Source organism: Bifidobacterium sp. ESL0745 (assembly GCF_029433335.1).
GTDB lineage: Bacteria > Actinomycetota > Actinomycetes > Actinomycetales > Bifidobacteriaceae > Bifidobacterium.
The window spans coordinates 177,309-193,020 of the sequence record NZ_JAQTHX010000001.1 but is presented as its reverse complement, the minus strand read 5'-3'; the positions used below and the strand labels follow the sequence as shown (position 1 = coordinate 193,020).

General features: G+C 56.2%; 13 protein-coding genes and 1 tRNA gene. 8 read left to right on the top strand and 6 right to left on the bottom strand.

The window, feature by feature from the left end; all coding sequences use genetic code 11:
• Positions 1-28 precede the first annotated feature (28 nt).
• Both PT275_RS00635 and glyA read left to right on the top strand, forming a co-directional pair.
• A tRNA-Val gene (locus PT275_RS00635) sits at positions 29-102 on the top strand.
• Positions 103-423: 321 nt separating this feature from the next.
• Positions 424-1,743 carry a serine hydroxymethyltransferase gene (glyA, locus tag PT275_RS00630; protein ID WP_277151353.1) on the top strand — a complete coding sequence of 440 codons (1,320 nt, stop codon included), beginning with the start codon at positions 424-426 and terminating at the stop codon, positions 1,741-1,743.
• A gap of 296 nt (positions 1,744-2,039) precedes the next feature.
• On the opposite strand, the gene PT275_RS00625 is transcribed toward glyA, so the two are convergent.
• Positions 2,040-2,456 carry a DUF3052 domain-containing protein gene (locus PT275_RS00625; protein WP_277151350.1) on the bottom strand — a complete coding sequence of 139 codons (417 nt, stop codon included), beginning with the start codon at positions 2,454-2,456 and terminating at the stop codon, positions 2,040-2,042.
• A 205-nt stretch (positions 2,457-2,661) separates the two neighbouring features.
• Positions 2,662-3,507, bottom strand: coding sequence for a S16 family serine protease (locus tag PT275_RS00620; RefSeq protein WP_277153597.1), 846 nt, complete (start codon positions 3,505-3,507; stop codon positions 2,662-2,664).
• A 423-nt stretch (positions 3,508-3,930) separates the two neighbouring features.
• On the opposite strand from PT275_RS00620, the gene PT275_RS00615 reads away from it, so the two are divergent.
• Complete coding sequence (locus PT275_RS00615; protein ID WP_277151348.1) at positions 3,931-5,571, top strand: zinc-dependent metalloprotease; 1,641 nt, start codon at positions 3,931-3,933, stop codon at positions 5,569-5,571.
• Between the two features lie 356 nt (positions 5,572-5,927).
• Here the strand turns inward: PT275_RS00615 and PT275_RS00610 are convergent, their stop codons facing one another.
• A complete protein-coding gene (locus PT275_RS00610) occupies positions 5,928-7,430 on the bottom strand; it encodes an ATP-dependent helicase (protein ID WP_277151346.1) in 1,503 nt (500 codons plus the stop codon).
• Positions 7,431-7,543: 113 nt separating this feature from the next.
• Between PT275_RS00610 and PT275_RS00605 the strand changes: the two genes are divergently transcribed.
• Together PT275_RS00605 and PT275_RS00600 are read left to right on the top strand one after the other, a co-directional pair.
• Positions 7,544-9,298 (top strand): phosphotransferase, encoded by a 1,755-nt coding sequence (locus tag PT275_RS00605; RefSeq protein WP_277151344.1) that lies wholly within the window; start codon positions 7,544-7,546, stop codon positions 9,296-9,298.
• 167 nt (positions 9,299-9,465) lie between these two features.
• Complete coding sequence (locus tag PT275_RS00600) at positions 9,466-9,690, top strand: DUF3107 domain-containing protein (RefSeq protein ID WP_277151341.1); 225 nt, start codon at positions 9,466-9,468, stop codon at positions 9,688-9,690.
• Positions 9,691-9,865: 175 nt separating this feature from the next.
• Here the strand turns inward: PT275_RS00600 and PT275_RS00595 are convergent, their stop codons facing one another.
• Positions 9,866-10,750, bottom strand: a complete 885-nt coding sequence (locus PT275_RS00595) for a PHP domain-containing protein (protein WP_277151339.1) — start codon at positions 10,748-10,750, stop codon at positions 9,866-9,868.
• A gap of 208 nt (positions 10,751-10,958) precedes the next feature.
• On the opposite strand from PT275_RS00595, the gene PT275_RS00590 reads away from it, so the two are divergent.
• The gene (locus tag PT275_RS00590) at positions 10,959-11,525 is read left to right on the top strand and encodes a vitamin K epoxide reductase family protein (protein ID WP_277153596.1); all 567 of its coding nucleotides are present in this window, start codon (positions 10,959-10,961) and stop codon (positions 11,523-11,525) included.
• Positions 11,526-11,649: 124 nt separating this feature from the next.
• Here the strand turns inward: PT275_RS00590 and dapF are convergent, their stop codons facing one another.
• Positions 11,650-12,549 (bottom strand): diaminopimelate epimerase, encoded by a 900-nt coding sequence (dapF, locus tag PT275_RS00585; RefSeq protein ID WP_277151337.1) that lies wholly within the window; start codon positions 12,547-12,549, stop codon positions 11,650-11,652.
• A 174-nt stretch (positions 12,550-12,723) separates the two neighbouring features.
• Between dapF and murI the strand changes: the two genes are divergently transcribed.
• Together murI and PT275_RS00575 are read left to right on the top strand one after the other, a co-directional pair.
• A complete protein-coding gene (murI, locus tag PT275_RS00580; RefSeq protein WP_277151335.1) occupies positions 12,724-13,500 on the top strand; it encodes a glutamate racemase in 777 nt (258 codons plus the stop codon).
• A 75-nt stretch (positions 13,501-13,575) separates the two neighbouring features.
• On the top strand, positions 13,576-14,421 hold the full coding sequence (locus tag PT275_RS00575) for a patatin family protein (RefSeq protein WP_277151333.1): 846 nt from the start codon (positions 13,576-13,578) through the stop codon (positions 14,419-14,421).
• A gap of 191 nt (positions 14,422-14,612) precedes the next feature.
• Here PT275_RS00575 and PT275_RS00570 read toward each other — a convergent pair whose 3' ends face one another.
• A complete protein-coding gene (locus tag PT275_RS00570; RefSeq protein WP_277151331.1) occupies positions 14,613-15,530 on the bottom strand; it encodes an SPFH domain-containing protein in 918 nt (305 codons plus the stop codon).
• Positions 15,531-15,712 lie beyond the last annotated feature (182 nt).

The window sequence follows — 15,712 nt, the reverse complement described above, 5'->3', positions numbered from 1 at the left end:
AGCATTGCGCTAAACTGTTCCCAGTTACGGGCAATTAGCTCAGTTGGTTAGAGCGCCACCTTTACACGGTGGATGTCAGGGGTTCGAATCCCTTATTGCCCACCTGACAATGCATACTGCAGTCACTTTCGATATTTCCGATGCCGAGATCAGTTATTTCAATATTTTTAAACTCAAATGCCAAATCACCCGTCCCAAACTCACTACTTATAACCGCTTATCAATTCTTGCAATAGGATTTTGTCCAAAAAAGGAACAAATCGGGCAGATTCCGGCATTCTTCTGGCATAATGACTATGTGCGGCAGAGAGACAATCCTCTTGACCGCATCAATCCGTCAAATCCTATTTTTCTTAACGGAGAAACCAGGCGGAAGCAATCTGCCACATTCGCGGCAGTCCACGAGTATTAAAGGAGTTCGAAATGGCTGAACCATATGAAGCCGACACATCCAACCCTGCAATCGTGCAGAGTTCGTCGGACGTGTTCAATGCACCCATCGCACAAGCGGACCCCGAAATCTCGTCGCTGATCCAAGACGAACTCAAACGCCAGCAGAACGGTCTTGAGATGATCGCTTCCGAAAACTTCGTGCCCCGCGCCGTCCTGGACGCGCAAGGTTCTGTATTGACCAACAAATATGCGGAAGGCTATCCCGGACGCCGCTATTACGGCGGCTGCGAGTTCGTCGACGGCATCGAGACCATCGCCCGCAACCGTGCCAAGGAACTGTTCGGAGCGGAATTCGCCAACGTGCAGCCCCATTCCGGCGCGCAAGCCAACGCTGCCGTCTATCAGGCGCTCATCAAGCCGGGCGACACCGTGCTCGGACTGGCGCTGGACCATGGCGGCCATCTGACCCATGGCACCAAGATGAACTTCTCCGGAAAGTTCTACCATGCCGAATCCTACGGCGTGAATCCCGACACTTTCCTCATCGATCCGGAAATCGTACGCCAGCGTGCACTCGAGGTTCATCCGCAGCTCATTATCGGCGGCTGGAGCGCCTACCCACGCATTGAGGACTTCAAGGCGATGAAGGAGATCGCCGACGAGGTCGGTGCGAAATTCTGGGTCGACATGGCCCACTTCGCCGGCATGGTGGCCGCGGGCCTGCACCCGAGCCCGGTCCCCTACGCCGACGTCGTCTCCTCGACCGCGCACAAGACGCTGGGTGGGCCGCGTTCCGGTTTTATCCTGGCCAAGAAGGAATACGGCAAGAAAATCAATTCCGCCGTCTTCCCCGGCCAGCAGGGCGGACCGCTGATGCATATCATCGCCGCCAAGGCCGTGGCTTTCAAGGTCGCCGGCACCGAAGCGTTCAAGCATCGTATGGAGCGCACGCTGGAAGGCGCGAAGATTCTTGCCGACCGCCTCAACGCCGACGATGTCAAAGCCCGGGGAATCACCGTCCTGACCGGCGGCACCGACGTGCATCTGGTGATGGTCGATTTGCGCAACAGCGAGATGGACGGCCTGACGGGTGAGAACCTGCTGGCCCAATGCGGCATCACCGTCAACCGCAACACCGTCCCGTTCGACCCTCGCCCGGCTTCTGTGGCTTCCGGCCTGCGTATCGGCACTTCGGCCCTGGCAACCCGCGGCTTCGCCGCACCGCAGTATGAAGAGGTTGCCGACATCATCGGCACTGCCCTGGCCGCCGGTAAGGACGCGGACGTAGAAGCGCTGCATGCCCGGGTCACCAAGCTGACCGAGGACTTCCCGCTGTATCCAGGCCTCTAGGCCGCCACCGACATCCGATAGTGAAACGCCTCCACCGGCTCATTGCCGACGGAGGCGTTTTCATGAATCTGCAAAACCCTGCAGTCCCAGATCCATAGCATGCCTGTATGTCCCCGAACGGTATTGTTCTTGGGCATTGCAAACAACCATTGCCACACTGCTAAAGAACAATACCAAATAACACATTCAGGCCATAAAACGAGAAAGCCTCCACCAACGACAAATTAATGGAGTCTTCCGACGTTCTTACGTTTTATTACCGCGATTCGAAGCGAAAACGCGCAGAAACCGCTATTTCAGCGCCCTTTGCCAAAAGCTCGAAGACGGATGCCGTTCCAATCATCGGAAACCGTCAACGGGGTGGCTGCGTTCATGCCCGCGGTCTTGGCGGCAGACTGCACCGTGTTGGAGGCGGGAGCTCCCGGACGACCGGGCTTGGGGGTAAGGATCCAAAGAGGGCCATCCTCGCCAATCACACCATAGGCGTCCATGATGGTATCGGCCAAGGCGTCTTCATCATCACCATCTCGCCACCAGATGATGACGCCATCAACAGCAGAATCATAATCCTCGTCAACCAGATCCTGACCGGTCAGATCCATGATTTTCTCACGAGTGGATTCACTCACGTCGTCATCCCACAACCATTCCTGGATGATGTCGCCCTTGCGGAAACCGAACTCTTCAGCGTTTTTTGATGCCGTTTCATTCACCCTTCCAATATAGCAAAGATAGGGGAACAGTACACGCAGACACGTCGAGACATATCCACATTGCGGGCAATATCAAACAAGTGACTGCTTACGATTCTCACTTTTACGGGCTATGTTCCAACCGTGAGCCGGTTTTACGATGACAACTGAAAAAGCATGATACGCCTGACGATCACATCTTAGGCAGGGGCACGCTGGGGATTTATCAGGCCGTGCAATGTGGCAGATCTTCGGCCTTGTTCTGCCCAATGGCGACCAACGCTCGATAGGCCTCATCCAACGTCGAAACTTTGACATCACGCAAACCGCTGGGCACATGGCCTACGACCTCGCTGCAATTGTCGGCCGGAGCCAGAAAATAGGTGACTCCATCGCGTTTGGCCCCCAGCATCTTCAACTGGATGCCGCCGATCTTGCCGATCTTGCCGTTGTCGTCAATGGTGCCGGTGCCCGCTATCGTCTTGCCACCCGTTTCATCCTGTGTGGTGAGCTTGTCGATGACACCCAGCGCATACATCAGACCGGCCGAGGGACCCCCAATGTCTTCGACGTGCATTTTGACCTTGGCGCTGTCCGCCCCTGCGATCTTGTGCTTGCGAGCGAAAGCGAGCGACGCCGTGGTCGCAGAATCCTGAGAACCGGTCATTTCCTTGGCGGAGGTTTTCTTATAATCACCCGCGCTTTGACCGACCGGGAACACCGCTTCACTGGGCATGACCTGTTGCTGCGGATCGAACCACGCAATCAGGGTCTGGACACCATTTGCAGGCGAGCCGGGGACACCTTGCGCATTGACGGTGAGCAACAGGAGTTTGCCCTTGCTTTTATGCGTAGTCGCATCACTGATGGCGATAACCGGTTTGCCATCCACGCTTGCCAATACGTCCTGGGTGGGACCTGGCGTCTCGATGACATAGGGGCTGGGAAGAAGAAGAATCAAAAAACACAACACCGCACAGATCAATCCGGCAAAATAGCGGACAGAGCGGCCCGAAAAATAATGGGTGAAACGCTGCCAAGGCCCCGACTGGCCATAACGGGAATCCGTCATCTGATCGGCTGGTGACCTTTCGACAAAGTCTGGGTCACCATCACGAGAATCGACATCCGCCACTGATGCCACAACGCCAGTGCACGATGAAGACGAGGCGATGATGCGATCGAAATCGTTCTGACCCCGGGACGACGTATCCTTTCCACCCCAGTCAGCCTGCAAATCCGACAACGTTTGATTGGTGGAATGGGATTGATCCTGATTACTGCGTGCCATAATGTACCAGTATGCTGCTTTGCCCAGACTCAATGCACAAGAAAACGGTGACAAACCCCGACAAAACAGCGTCTATTCCCGACTTGCCCGCAATCTCATCGCTAGCGTAAGAAAGCGTGGAGAAGACCATGGAAGACCATAATATGGAAGCAATATAGGGTCTGTATATTACTTGAGGAACTTTTAAGATAAAGGACGATACCGATGGACGAAAACGCGATTCACCAATGGTTGATCGATTGCTTCGGTCAGATTCAGGGCGACATGGCCTTTCAACAGCTAAGTGCCCTACCCGACTCCGTCAAGGACCAGCTCATGGGACAGGATCCGTCCAAGCTGCCCAAACCCTCAGAAGTAAAGGCGTTGATGGGCGCATTCGCCTCCAGCGGCCTCAACACGATGGGAGACATGCAGCAGAGCGCGGACCAGGGGCCAGTCAACGTGAGGCTGGCGACGTCGTTGGCGCTAGCCATCGCGAACGACGAAGGCAGCGAGCAGACCGTGACCGCCTCGGAGGGCGAAGCCGTGCGACGTGCGATGAGTGAGGCGAATCTTTGGCTTGACACTGCCTGCGACATCGACCCGGCCCCCGGCGAACCTCAGGTCTTCACCCGTGCCGACTGGGTCAACGCGACCGTTGATTCCTGGGCGAAGTTCGCCAGCCCGGTCGAACAATCCATGAGCAATGCACTTTCGAACGTGGTTTCGGAACGGTTCGGCGATGCCTTTGGTGACGGCGAGATCGCAGGGGTCTTCGCCGGCCCGATTCCCGTGCCGATTCCCGAAAATATGAAAGATCCGGCCAATCTCATCAAAATTCTCGGCAACACCGCCTTCTCGACACAACTTGGACATGCAGCGGGCCAGCTTTCGCACGAAGTACGCGGCAGCTTCGACCAGGGCATAGCCCTGCAGAAGAATCCGGCAGGCGCACTCATCGCCCAGAATTCAATCGAATATGCCAAGACATTGGAAATCGACCAATCGGAAGTGCTTGCCTTTTTGGCGCTTGAGGAAGTGGCACACGCTCGCCTCTTTGCACACGTTCCGTGGCTGATGCCCCGTTTCGAGGCACTGATCGGCAAGTATGCGCGTGGCATCAACATCGATCTGGATGCCATGGAGGAACAGCTGCGCGAAGCCACCTCGATGGACCCCGATTCCATTTCCGGAGCTGTGGACCTGACCAAAGTGGGTATTTCCGATACACCGGAGCAGAAGGAAGCGTTGGAAAGCCTGGAAACGCTGCTGGCACTGGTGGAAGGCTGGGTCGATGCGGTGACGTGGAAGTCCGGTATGGCCCATATCCCGCATATCGAGCAGCTACGTGAAATGGTGCGTCGCGAGCGTGCTGTCGGCGGACCTGCGGAACGCACGTTCGAAAGCCTTCTGGGAATGGAACTGCGCCCCAAGCGCATGCGCGAAGCGGCTGATCTCTGGGAGAAGATCGGCGCCGAACAGGGCGACAAGGCCCGTGACGGAATGTGGTCGCACCCTGACCTCCTGCCGAAGCTGCCGGATACCGATAAAGACAATGCCGAAATCGCCGGGACGCAAACCGTCGAATCGGACAGTAGCACAAACCCTGATGCGAACATCACCGCTACGTCCGCTGATTCCCATGATTCCAACGATTCACCAACTTCCAAACCCGGCATCGACTGGGACGCCGAACTCGAAAAACTGCTTGATGCCCAAGGCGATAACGGCAACGACGGGAATGCCGCAGGCAAAGACGACGGCGATAATGGTGACAGCAACGGTCCATCACCATCTGACAAGTCGGAAAAACCGGGTGATGGCGACAATTCTGATGACGACGGCAAAACCGGGAACCAGCGATAACAAGTGAGCCTGTTCGACGGCATATAGACCGCCGAACAGAGCGAGGGGCATAATTGTCAACTGCAATCATGGCCCTCGTCCAAATTTGTGACACCAATGCCGGGAAACATGTGTCACGCACGCTTAAACGGATTCAGAGATCTTGAACATTGCAAAATCGAGGAATTCCAAATCTATGTTGCGACTCTTCCTTGGTCCTTCGTTCCATGTTCTACCGGTTTTAGAGGCATTATCGTAGGAGATGTACCTCTAAAACTGTATTGAGCCGCAGTTCCCATTGCCTTATTTATTCAGCTCTGCCCATAACACAGCAAGAACGTGGATTCTCGTTGTGTTAGACGGGAATCCCTCTGAATTTACCAGAAACGGCTCGGAGTGCGTGAAAAACTCGATGCACCGTCCTTGCTGCGCGCAAAGGAAAGATGCAGTGAATCCTCGGCACGCGTGACCGCGACATAAAAAAGCCGTCGCTCTTCCTCCAGCGCATCTCCTGGCGCCGGTGAGCCATACGGCAGCAGTCCTTCGGAACAACCGACAACGAAGACATGTTTGAATTCCAGGCCTTTGGCGGCATGAATCGAAGAAACCATAACCCCTGATTCATGGCGGCTGGCCAGTATCTGCAACGCTTCGCGCCTGCCCTCGTTGCCGTCTTCAAGCACGGAGTCCTCGATACCAGCATCGCGGCGCGTCCGATAAGGAATGCCTTGCGCTTTCAAAGCCTTGCAGAACACTTGCTGCTGCGCGTTAAGGCGTGTCAGAATAGCACATTGCGATGGTTTTGCCCCTTCCGCGATAAATTGTGCGATGCGCCTGGCTACGCCCTGAGCTTCCTGACCATCATCCTCATATGCGGTTTTCACTACACGCATGCCTTCGTTTTTTTCCCTTGCAGACACCAATCGCAGGTAGTGGTCACGATCGGGAGCAGCGGCGAGCACACGGTTGGCCGCCGAGACGACCTGAGGCGTGGAACGGTAATCGACATTGAGGTTGATATCGGCGGTGAGACTGCCAAATTCGTCGGCGAAGTTCAGCAAATCGTAGCTCGATGCCCCTGCAAACGAATAGATGGTCTGCGCCGGGTCCCCCACCACGCACACGTTGCGGTTGTCCCCCAGCCATAGGTCCATAAGACGGTGCTGCAGCGGCGAGACGTCCTGGTACTCGTCAACGGTGAGCCAGCCGATCGATTGGCGGATTTGTGCGGCCTGTTCGTCGTAGGACTCAAGCACATGACAGGCCAGCAAAAGAATATCGTTGAAATCCATCTGTCCACGTGAGGTCTTTTCCTGCTCGTAGGCCGTGTAGACATCGGCGAAACGTTGCGGATCGAGCTCGGCGGGCGACACGCGATGGGTGGCTGCGCACACGCGCTGGTAATCTTCCGGAGCGATCAGCGAAACCTTCGACCAGTTGATTTCGGCAAGCAGATTGCGTCTGGCGATGCCGTCATATTGGTCGGACCCGGTGACCCGTTTGAGCGCGCGTGCCATGATCTCCTGTGTGTCTTCAATGACATGCGGGAACGGAGCGACGCTCACGTCACACCAGACCCGACGCAACTGGTGCAGCGCCGCGGAATGGAATGTGGCCGCCGTGACCTTGTCCCCAACACCGAGTGTTGCAAGCCGCTGTTTCATCTCACTGGCGGCTTTCACGGAAAACGTCACGGCAAGCACGCGACCGGGGTCCCACGCACCGCACGCACTGGCGTAGGCGATGCGGCGCGTGACGGTGCGCGTTTTGCCCGCTCCGGCACCGGCGATGATACGCACCGGCCCGTCAAGGGCGGTGGCGGCGGCACGTTGGGCGTCATCAAGTCCCTTAAGCACCGTTTCGGCATCGTCTAGACTCATATTTGTCTATTGTGCCAGCCGCACCCGATAGTCCGCCAAGCGCCTTCAAAGCGCGGAAACACTAGGACACACGATGTATTAATCTGTAAGATGTGACTCTACAAAACAAGTTTATGCTGGCGGCACTTGCCTCAGCCGCCATGCCAGAGACATCCATGGCCGGGGTACGCGAAGTACAACGTAACGGCAGCACCGGCAACGATGCCGGCATTCGCTGTGCCGTGGTACAAGACACGGCAGGGCGGCAGTACGACGTATTCGCCTCGTGCGAGGACAAGGGCAAAAAGATCCTTGCTGCCCGCGTAAGAGCCGCGAATGTATTAGCCAAATCTCACGAGATGAGCGGATTAGGTTTTGCGGTGGATCGCGTACTGGCGTTCAGCCATGCGGGAAAGCAAAGCCAGACGGAAGAATATTCGGTTTTGGTGGCCCCGCATATGGAAGGCGAGCCCCGCCAGCTTGATTTGCTGACTATCCAAGATGCCGCCAGCGTGGGCACAACCATAGGCGCCATTCACCGGCAACGCACCGAATTCCTCACGCAGGCACAATACCCGGCGTTCACCACCGGGCAGATACGCGCCCAGCTTACCGGCTGGATCAAACGCCTCCAGCAGGCAGGCCATGTACCGACGGCCATCACCACAAGCTGGGCCAAGATCATCGAAACCGACGGCCTGTGGTCCTTCTCCACCACGTTGACCCATGGCGGGTTTGCCGATGGCGATTTCCTCTTCACCGGTTCGACCATCACTGCCGTCAACAACTGGCAGGACATGCAGATCAACGATCCTGCGCGCGATCTGGCATGGATGTTCGCCAAACTGGATGAAAGCCATCGCAATGCATTGATGAACGCCTATGGCAGCATGATGGGATCGCGCGTCGACGACCTCATCCTCCTTCGCGCCAATCTCTGGCTGCAGATGGAGCAGGTCGGCGATTTCATCGGGGCGCTGGGGCGGGCCGATAATGCCAAAATACTCAGATTCAAGGCGCAGGTCGAACATCTGGCGCATCAGCTGACTGTGGTGACCAACAAAGCCGCAGGAGCGGCAACGGCGGCTTCAGCGGTCGTTGCGCCGAACCACTCAAAGGATTCGGTCTCGTCGTCCCCGCAGAGCGATGACGACGAGACCGGAGAGAGCGACAAAACAGGTTCCGCGGAAGTCACCAAGCTCGTAGAGGCCAGCGACAGCACTGCAGACCGTCCGGTGCATTTCAACCCTGGATACACCGACGATTCCGATGACGACGACCGCACCGATGACAGACGACCTCGGTCCGAAAAATCCGAGCCACAATACTCCAACATGCCCAGCCCTTCGTCGTCGGCCACTATGGTTCTGACCGAAGCCGCGAAAGACTTCGATCGCAAAACGGCCGAAAACGAAGACAACCTCGAGTCTGGGAACAAACGCGACAAGCAGCATGTCAAGATTTCGAAAGAGAAGGTTTCCTGGCATGTCCAATATTCGCAGGAGGACGATACCTACAGTGGCGCTTTGCCGACAGAAGGCGTGGATCACGAGGCGCCAACGTCCCTGATTCCGCAACTCGAGCGCGAACAGCAAGCGCTGTATGATGCGCGGGTGGGAATAGAGGAAGCCGAAGAAAAACAAGAGCGGCGAACGCGAATCTCAACGTCCTCCAGGACGGATATCCAATCTCAAAACGACGGGAAAGATGGCCAAATATCACCATCCGATGCCGCCAAGGAATCAAAGAATTCAGACCAGGCCGATGAATCAGCGTCAGACTGTTCCTCTTCATCCGATTCAATACCCGAAAATGACGATAATACCGATGATTCAATAACCGTCAAGACAGCAGAAGGAAAGAACGATACAGAGCAATCGACCAACTGAGCAGAAGCGATAAAACCGTTGCCGTGTCGCAAAAAGGCAGCTCCATGCCACATGCGGCCATTACCTCGGCAGTGGACAAACCTCGAAATCCTAGCCAAAAGCGTAATGACTTGGGTTCGGGCAGAATATAAACACTAAGAACAAGTTTCAACAGAAAGAAGCAGCACATGGATGTCGAACTCGGAATTCAGAACGTGGCACGTCCGGTCAATTTCACGACCGACCAAAGCGCCGATGAAGTCAGCAAGAAGATCGCACAGGCCATAGCGGTCCACGAACCGATTGATCTGGTTGATGACAAGGATCGCCATATCGTGGTTCCCACCGATGCTTTGGGCTATGCCATCGTCGGTTCGGAGACCAAGCACGCCGTTGGCTTCGGCGCCCTTTAAAATAAGGTCGGCAGCTATAACCAATTAAGCCTTTAGAGTAATATATTTCATTAACCCTCAGTCTTTTGTGATGCATAAAAGCTGAGGGTTTTACTGTAAAATCCTCAACATCGATCAGACAGATATCCCATATCCCAAAACGAACGTCAAATCAGGCAAGTGAAAACGAAGCGACCTAGGCAATCAGCTTGATGGCACCGCGCCGTACAATCTGCGCCACAACGCTGTCGCAGGTGAGGTTTTCACCCAACTTGTTCGGTTTTCCCTCGCCGTGCCAATCCGAGCCACCGGTGACCAAAAGATCAAACCTGCAGGCGAGATCAAGCAGCCGCTCTCGTTCTTCGGGCCGATTGCCGCGATGCCAGACTTCAAGCCCCCCAAGACCGCCTTGCGCCAACCGGGCGATCTGTCTGTCGGAAAGCAACACCTTGTTGCGGCTCAAATCAGAAGGGTGTGCGACGACACTCACTCCCCCGGCCTGTTTGACCACTTGGACCACTTGCAGGGCCGTTGGCGAAGGCGTCGGTATGTAATACTTACTTGAAGACGAAATGGCGCCGGCAAAGGCCTGTGAACGTGTGCGATAGAATCCAGCGGACACCAAGGCATCAGCCATATGTGGCCTACCGACCGTCGTTTCCTCACCTTTTTTTGTTTGACGAAGCACGTCGTCCCAGGTAATGGGAAAATCCTTCGACAGACGCGAGACCATGCGCTTGGCACGTTCGATACGGGCTTCACGTGTGGCTTGGAACATCGTAATGATGCCTTCGTTCTGCGGATCATACTGATAAGCAAGGATGTGGACGGAAACGTGCTCGTCCTGCGCGGTGATCTCACTGCCGCGCAGCAACGGAAAACCGCGACTGAGCGCGGCTTTTTGAGCGTCATCCCAACCCGCAGTGGTATCATGGTCTGTGATTGCGACACCATGCAGTCCATTTGCGTCTGCAAGGGCGACAAGTTCGGCAGGGGTCTTGGTACCATCGGAAAAGACCGTATGACAGTGAAGGTCCCAGCCGGAAGCCGGACCGCAATCGTTATATTCGTCACGAGCCATAGGTACATGGTAAGCCTACGCGCCTGACAGCTGGTGGAATGCTAGGGGAAAGAAAGCAGGGATATGCATGGCGACTAAACACAGCGTTGCTGCCGTGAGGAACATGGGAAACGCGCCAAGAGACGTCAGCGATCAGCCAGCCCCTGTCTTGACGGATGACCGTGAACCCACAGGGTTTTTCCACGGGCCTCTGTGGAACTACGGCGTGATGTGCCTGGGTGCCGGTGTGGGCCTTTTCGCCTCGCTGATGTTGGCAGCCGATACTCTGAAGTTGGCAAGAAACCCCAACAAGGCCCTGGGCTGCGACGTGAACTCTGTGCTTTCTTGTTCGACGGTAGCCGAATCATGGCAGGCCGAAATCATCAAGTTCGGCGGACTGAGCTTCCCGAACGCGTTCTTCGGTATCTGCTTCTATGCCGTGTTCGTAACGGTAGCCGTTGTCGGCGCCTGCAACGTCAGATTGCCCCGCTGGTTTCCGATCGCCACTTGGTGGGGCGGACTCGCCGCCATCTCCTACGCTTACTGGCTGATGAGCCAGTCCATGTTCGTCATCAAGGCGCTCTGCCCGTGGTGTATGACCATGATGTTCGCCACGACGGTGATGTTTATGGCGCTTTCGCACGCGACGGTGACGGTGCAGAAGATACCACGGCGACACCGCAAGGGGCTTTGCACCTATTACCGCATGCGTTACGACCTGATGGTCGACATCGTCTGGATCTTCGCCATCATCGCGCTTATCTTCGTCAAGGAAGGCGCCGCGATCTTCTCCTGATCGCCTTTGTTCTTATTGGAAACCCCGCACCGTTACGATTGTAACGGTGCGGGGTTTCCTTGTTATGTCATTTTGGCTGGGCCATTCGACTGGTCACCTTGCGTCCATTTATGAAAGCTCGACTTTACAGCAATTCCACTTTGGCCACGATGGCGGCGGCACCGGTCAGACGTACGTCGTCGGCGCTCACATCGACCTTGAGCAATCCGCCACGCACCGCGATGTCCCAGTGCGCGATGCCGGTTTTCGCCCTCAACGTCACAGCAGTGGCGCCAAGGCCTGTCCCGCAGGAAAGCGTTTCCCCACAACCACGTTCGTTGACGCGCATGGTGGCTTTGCCGAATCCTTTGACATCGTCTCGCTCGTCGATACGCACGAATTCGACATTCTGATCGGTCTCAATCGCCGGAGACACCACGGGCTTGACGATAAGATTGAGATCCTCGATCGCCGGCAGTGTGGCCTTACCGTCCTGAAGCACGGCGACGACATGCGGATTGCCCATATCCACAAACGTGCCATAAGCCTCACCGGCAGAACCGGGAATGGTGACCGTATAGGTATCCAAAGCGCTGATTTTTCCGGCTCCCAGGCTCACCTGAAACACATCGTCGCCATATGGGGCAAGCGCACCCAACGAGCGCAAATTCTTGACGCCGGCCCGCGTACCCAGCTGGAACGGTTCGCCACCAGGAACGTCGGCGATACCGGCACGTTGGGCCATAAGCGCAGTGACACGAGTGCCATTGCCGCACATCTCGGCCAAGGACCCATCGGCGTTGCGATAGTCCATAAACCATTGTGCACCACCATCGTGGCATTGCGCGATTTGTTCGTCCGTGCAATCGCTGACGAACTCCGGCTTACTCAGCCGTATCAATCCATCAGCACCGATGCCAAAATGCCTGTCGCAGACATGTCGGACCTCTTCGGCGCTCGGCTCGAACTGGCCGGTACGATCGAGGTAGATGACGAAATCGTTGCCGGTGCCGTGCCCTTTATAGACGAATTGCGGAAGACTCATACCACGTAAGTCTACCTGCTACCCGGCTCATCGCCATCAAGCCCAGAGCCGATTGCACTTACGCACACCCTGAATTGCGTATCGTGTGTACGTTCGTTCAAGCCGCTACCATTGAAAAGTAAAGTCGCTAAGTTTGAATTGAGACTTCGTTGGATTGCGGTGAAAGAGGACGGCATGACAAGCAACGCTCCCATAGGCGTATTTGATTCGGGGCTGGGCGGCATCTCCGTCGTGCGGGAAATCCGCAGGGAAATGCCAAACGAGCGCATCATCTATTTCGGCGACTCGGCCAATGCACCGTACGGCACGAAAACACCGGAAGAGGTGCGCAGGCTTTCCTTTGCCATCGTCGAACGGTTCATCGCCATCGGCGTCAAAGCCATCGTCATCGCCTGCAACACCGCCACTTCAGCGGCGGTCGACGATTTGCGCGCGACCTACGACCTGCCGATCATCAGCATGGAACCGGCACTCAAAGTGGCCTGCGACCGCGGACATGGCTCGCCCCAACGCGTTATCGTCGCCGCGACGCCGCTGACATTGCGCGAAAAGAAATTCACCGCGCTGATGCACCGTTTCAACGCCACAAACACGATCTTTCGCCAGCCTTGCCCCGATTTGGTGGAAATCGTGGAACACGACCAGCTAGAGAACCACGACCTCGTGATGCGCACGCTACACCGTTATTTCGCTGGCTATGACCTCAAAACCATCGACTCCGTGGTACTCGGATGCACGCATTTCGTCTTCTATCGCGACTATTTCCGCGAACTGCTGCCGGCTTCCACCGCCATCATCGACGGCAACGAGGGCACCGCCCACCACCTGCGCAATCTGCTTGATGCCTCAGACGAACTGGCGACGCCGGATGCGCAGGGCGGTGTCACACTGGAAAACTCCGATACCAGTGAACATATGGCCGCCCTTGCCGCCAAGCGTCTTGACGCTTGAACAATGTCCGTAAGGCAGACGTATGCTCAGATAATCATAAGTGATTGACTTTGGCCTTAAAAGAAAGGTGAGACGATGACAAAAACTGCTTTGATCGATGTCGGCGGAGGCTTCCGCTCCATTTTCGGCGCAGGCGTAATGGACCGGCTCACGGACAAGGGCATCACCGTCGACAAATGCTATGGTGTCTCTGCGGGCAGCGCGAATATGGTCTCCTACATCTCCGGACAGCGCGGACGCACCCACAAGTTCTATACGCAGTATGCCTTCCGCCCCGAATACGCGAGCGCCAACAACTTCTTCAAGCTGCACAACTACGCGAACCTCGACTACATTTACGGCACCCTTTCAAACTCCGATGGTGAGTATCCGGTGGACTACCCCGCCTTCGCCGCCTCACCCACCGAATTCACTGTGGTCGCCTGCGACGCGCGCAACGGCTATGCACGCTATTTCGACAAGTCGGACGTGCATCAGGACGATTACGACGTCATGAAGGCGTCCAGCGCGGTACCGGTGGCCTGTGAACCCTACGTCGTCGACGGCATCCCCTATTTCGACGGTGGCATCGCTGACCCGATTCCGGTGCAGCTGGCAATCGACGAAGGCTATGACAGGATCGTGCTCATCCTCACCCACCAGCGCGATTTCGTACGTGAGGCCAAAAGGGACGTGGCACCTGCAGCGCTGCTGAAACACTCCTACCCCGCCGCCGCGGAACGGCTTAAGAACCGCTATCGCACGTACAACGAAGAGATGGAGGTCGCCGAAAAGCTCGCGGCCGAGGGCAAGGTGCTGATTCTCGCTCCGGATGACCTGTGCGGGTTGGACACCCTGAGCAAGAACCCGGAAGGACTTGAACAGATGTACCAGAAAGGGCTCGACGCGGCCGAGGCCATCCCCGAATTCCTCGCAAGCTGAACAAAATGTTGGGCGGGTTCCTCGGGTGAGTGAGGAATCCGCCCAACGTAGTGACACGACGTTGTGTCCAGGCCAAGCCTCCAAATTTACTGGACATCTTGACCAATGTTGTTTATTATACCGGATAAACCGTAATCCGGCTCACGATCGGGTAAGTCTGGACATTGAAGCCAATTATCCGCAACTCTACGTTATTTGGTCTCGTTGGAGGTGACCATGGCCTTGGTGACCTCATCGAAAAGCTGCTGGTAGCCGCCAGGCGTAGACGCGGGAAGCACGACGGTCTTGGCGTTGCCGGATTCGCTCAACGAACGCATCACGTCGAGGTACTGGTTGAAGAGCACCACGTTGTTGACGTCGGCGATGTTCATGCCCACAGCCTGCAGGCTCTTGATCTGGTCAACGATGCCGTTGGCGATCTCGCGGCGGTAATTGGCCTGGCCCTCGCCCTGAAGACGGGTCTTTTCGGCATCGGCGGTGGCCTGCGTCTCGATTTGGATGCGCTGGGCATCGGCACGTTGGCGGGTGGCTTCCTTCTCACGCTGAGCGGCGTTGATCGAGTCCATTGCGGTCTTGACGGCCGGGCTCGGGTCGATGGCGGTGATCAGGGTCTTGACGACGGTGAAGCCGAACTTTGCCATCTCGCCACCCACCGTCTTCTGCACGTCGGCGGCCACGTCGTCTTTCTTGGCGAAGGCATCGTCAAGCGAAAGCGCAGGAATGGCGGAGCGCAGGGCATCCTCGACGTAGCTGCGAAGCTGGCCCGCCGGGTCGCGAAGCTCGTAGTAGGCGGTGGCTACGTTGTTGGGGTCCACACGGAACTGGGTGGAAGCCACAACGGTGACGAAGACGTTGTCGAGCGTCTTGGTCTCGAGCTTGACGTTGAGCTGGTTGACACGCATGTTCGTTTTAGTGGCGATGCGGTCGACGAACGGGATTTTCAAGTGGATGCCGGCAAGCTGAACCTTTGAGAACTTGCCGAACCGTTCGATGACGTACGCCTGCTGCTGCGGTACCACGAAGATACCGGAGATGACCAACGCAATGATGATTACCAGAACGACAACCAAAAAGATGAGTCCTGCCATGATTTTCCCTTCAACGCTCATTGTTCGATTGACAACGACACAAAGCATCCATCAACGGCGGTTCTTCGAACACCATGCTGATGAATCTTGTAATAATTTTAGCAGAGCCTATGGTGGTTGCCTCTTCCCCCGCCTTTAACGACGAAAATCGAACGAATCGAATGCAAGATATGGAAATGAACACAGCAGGCTTAGTGGTAGCT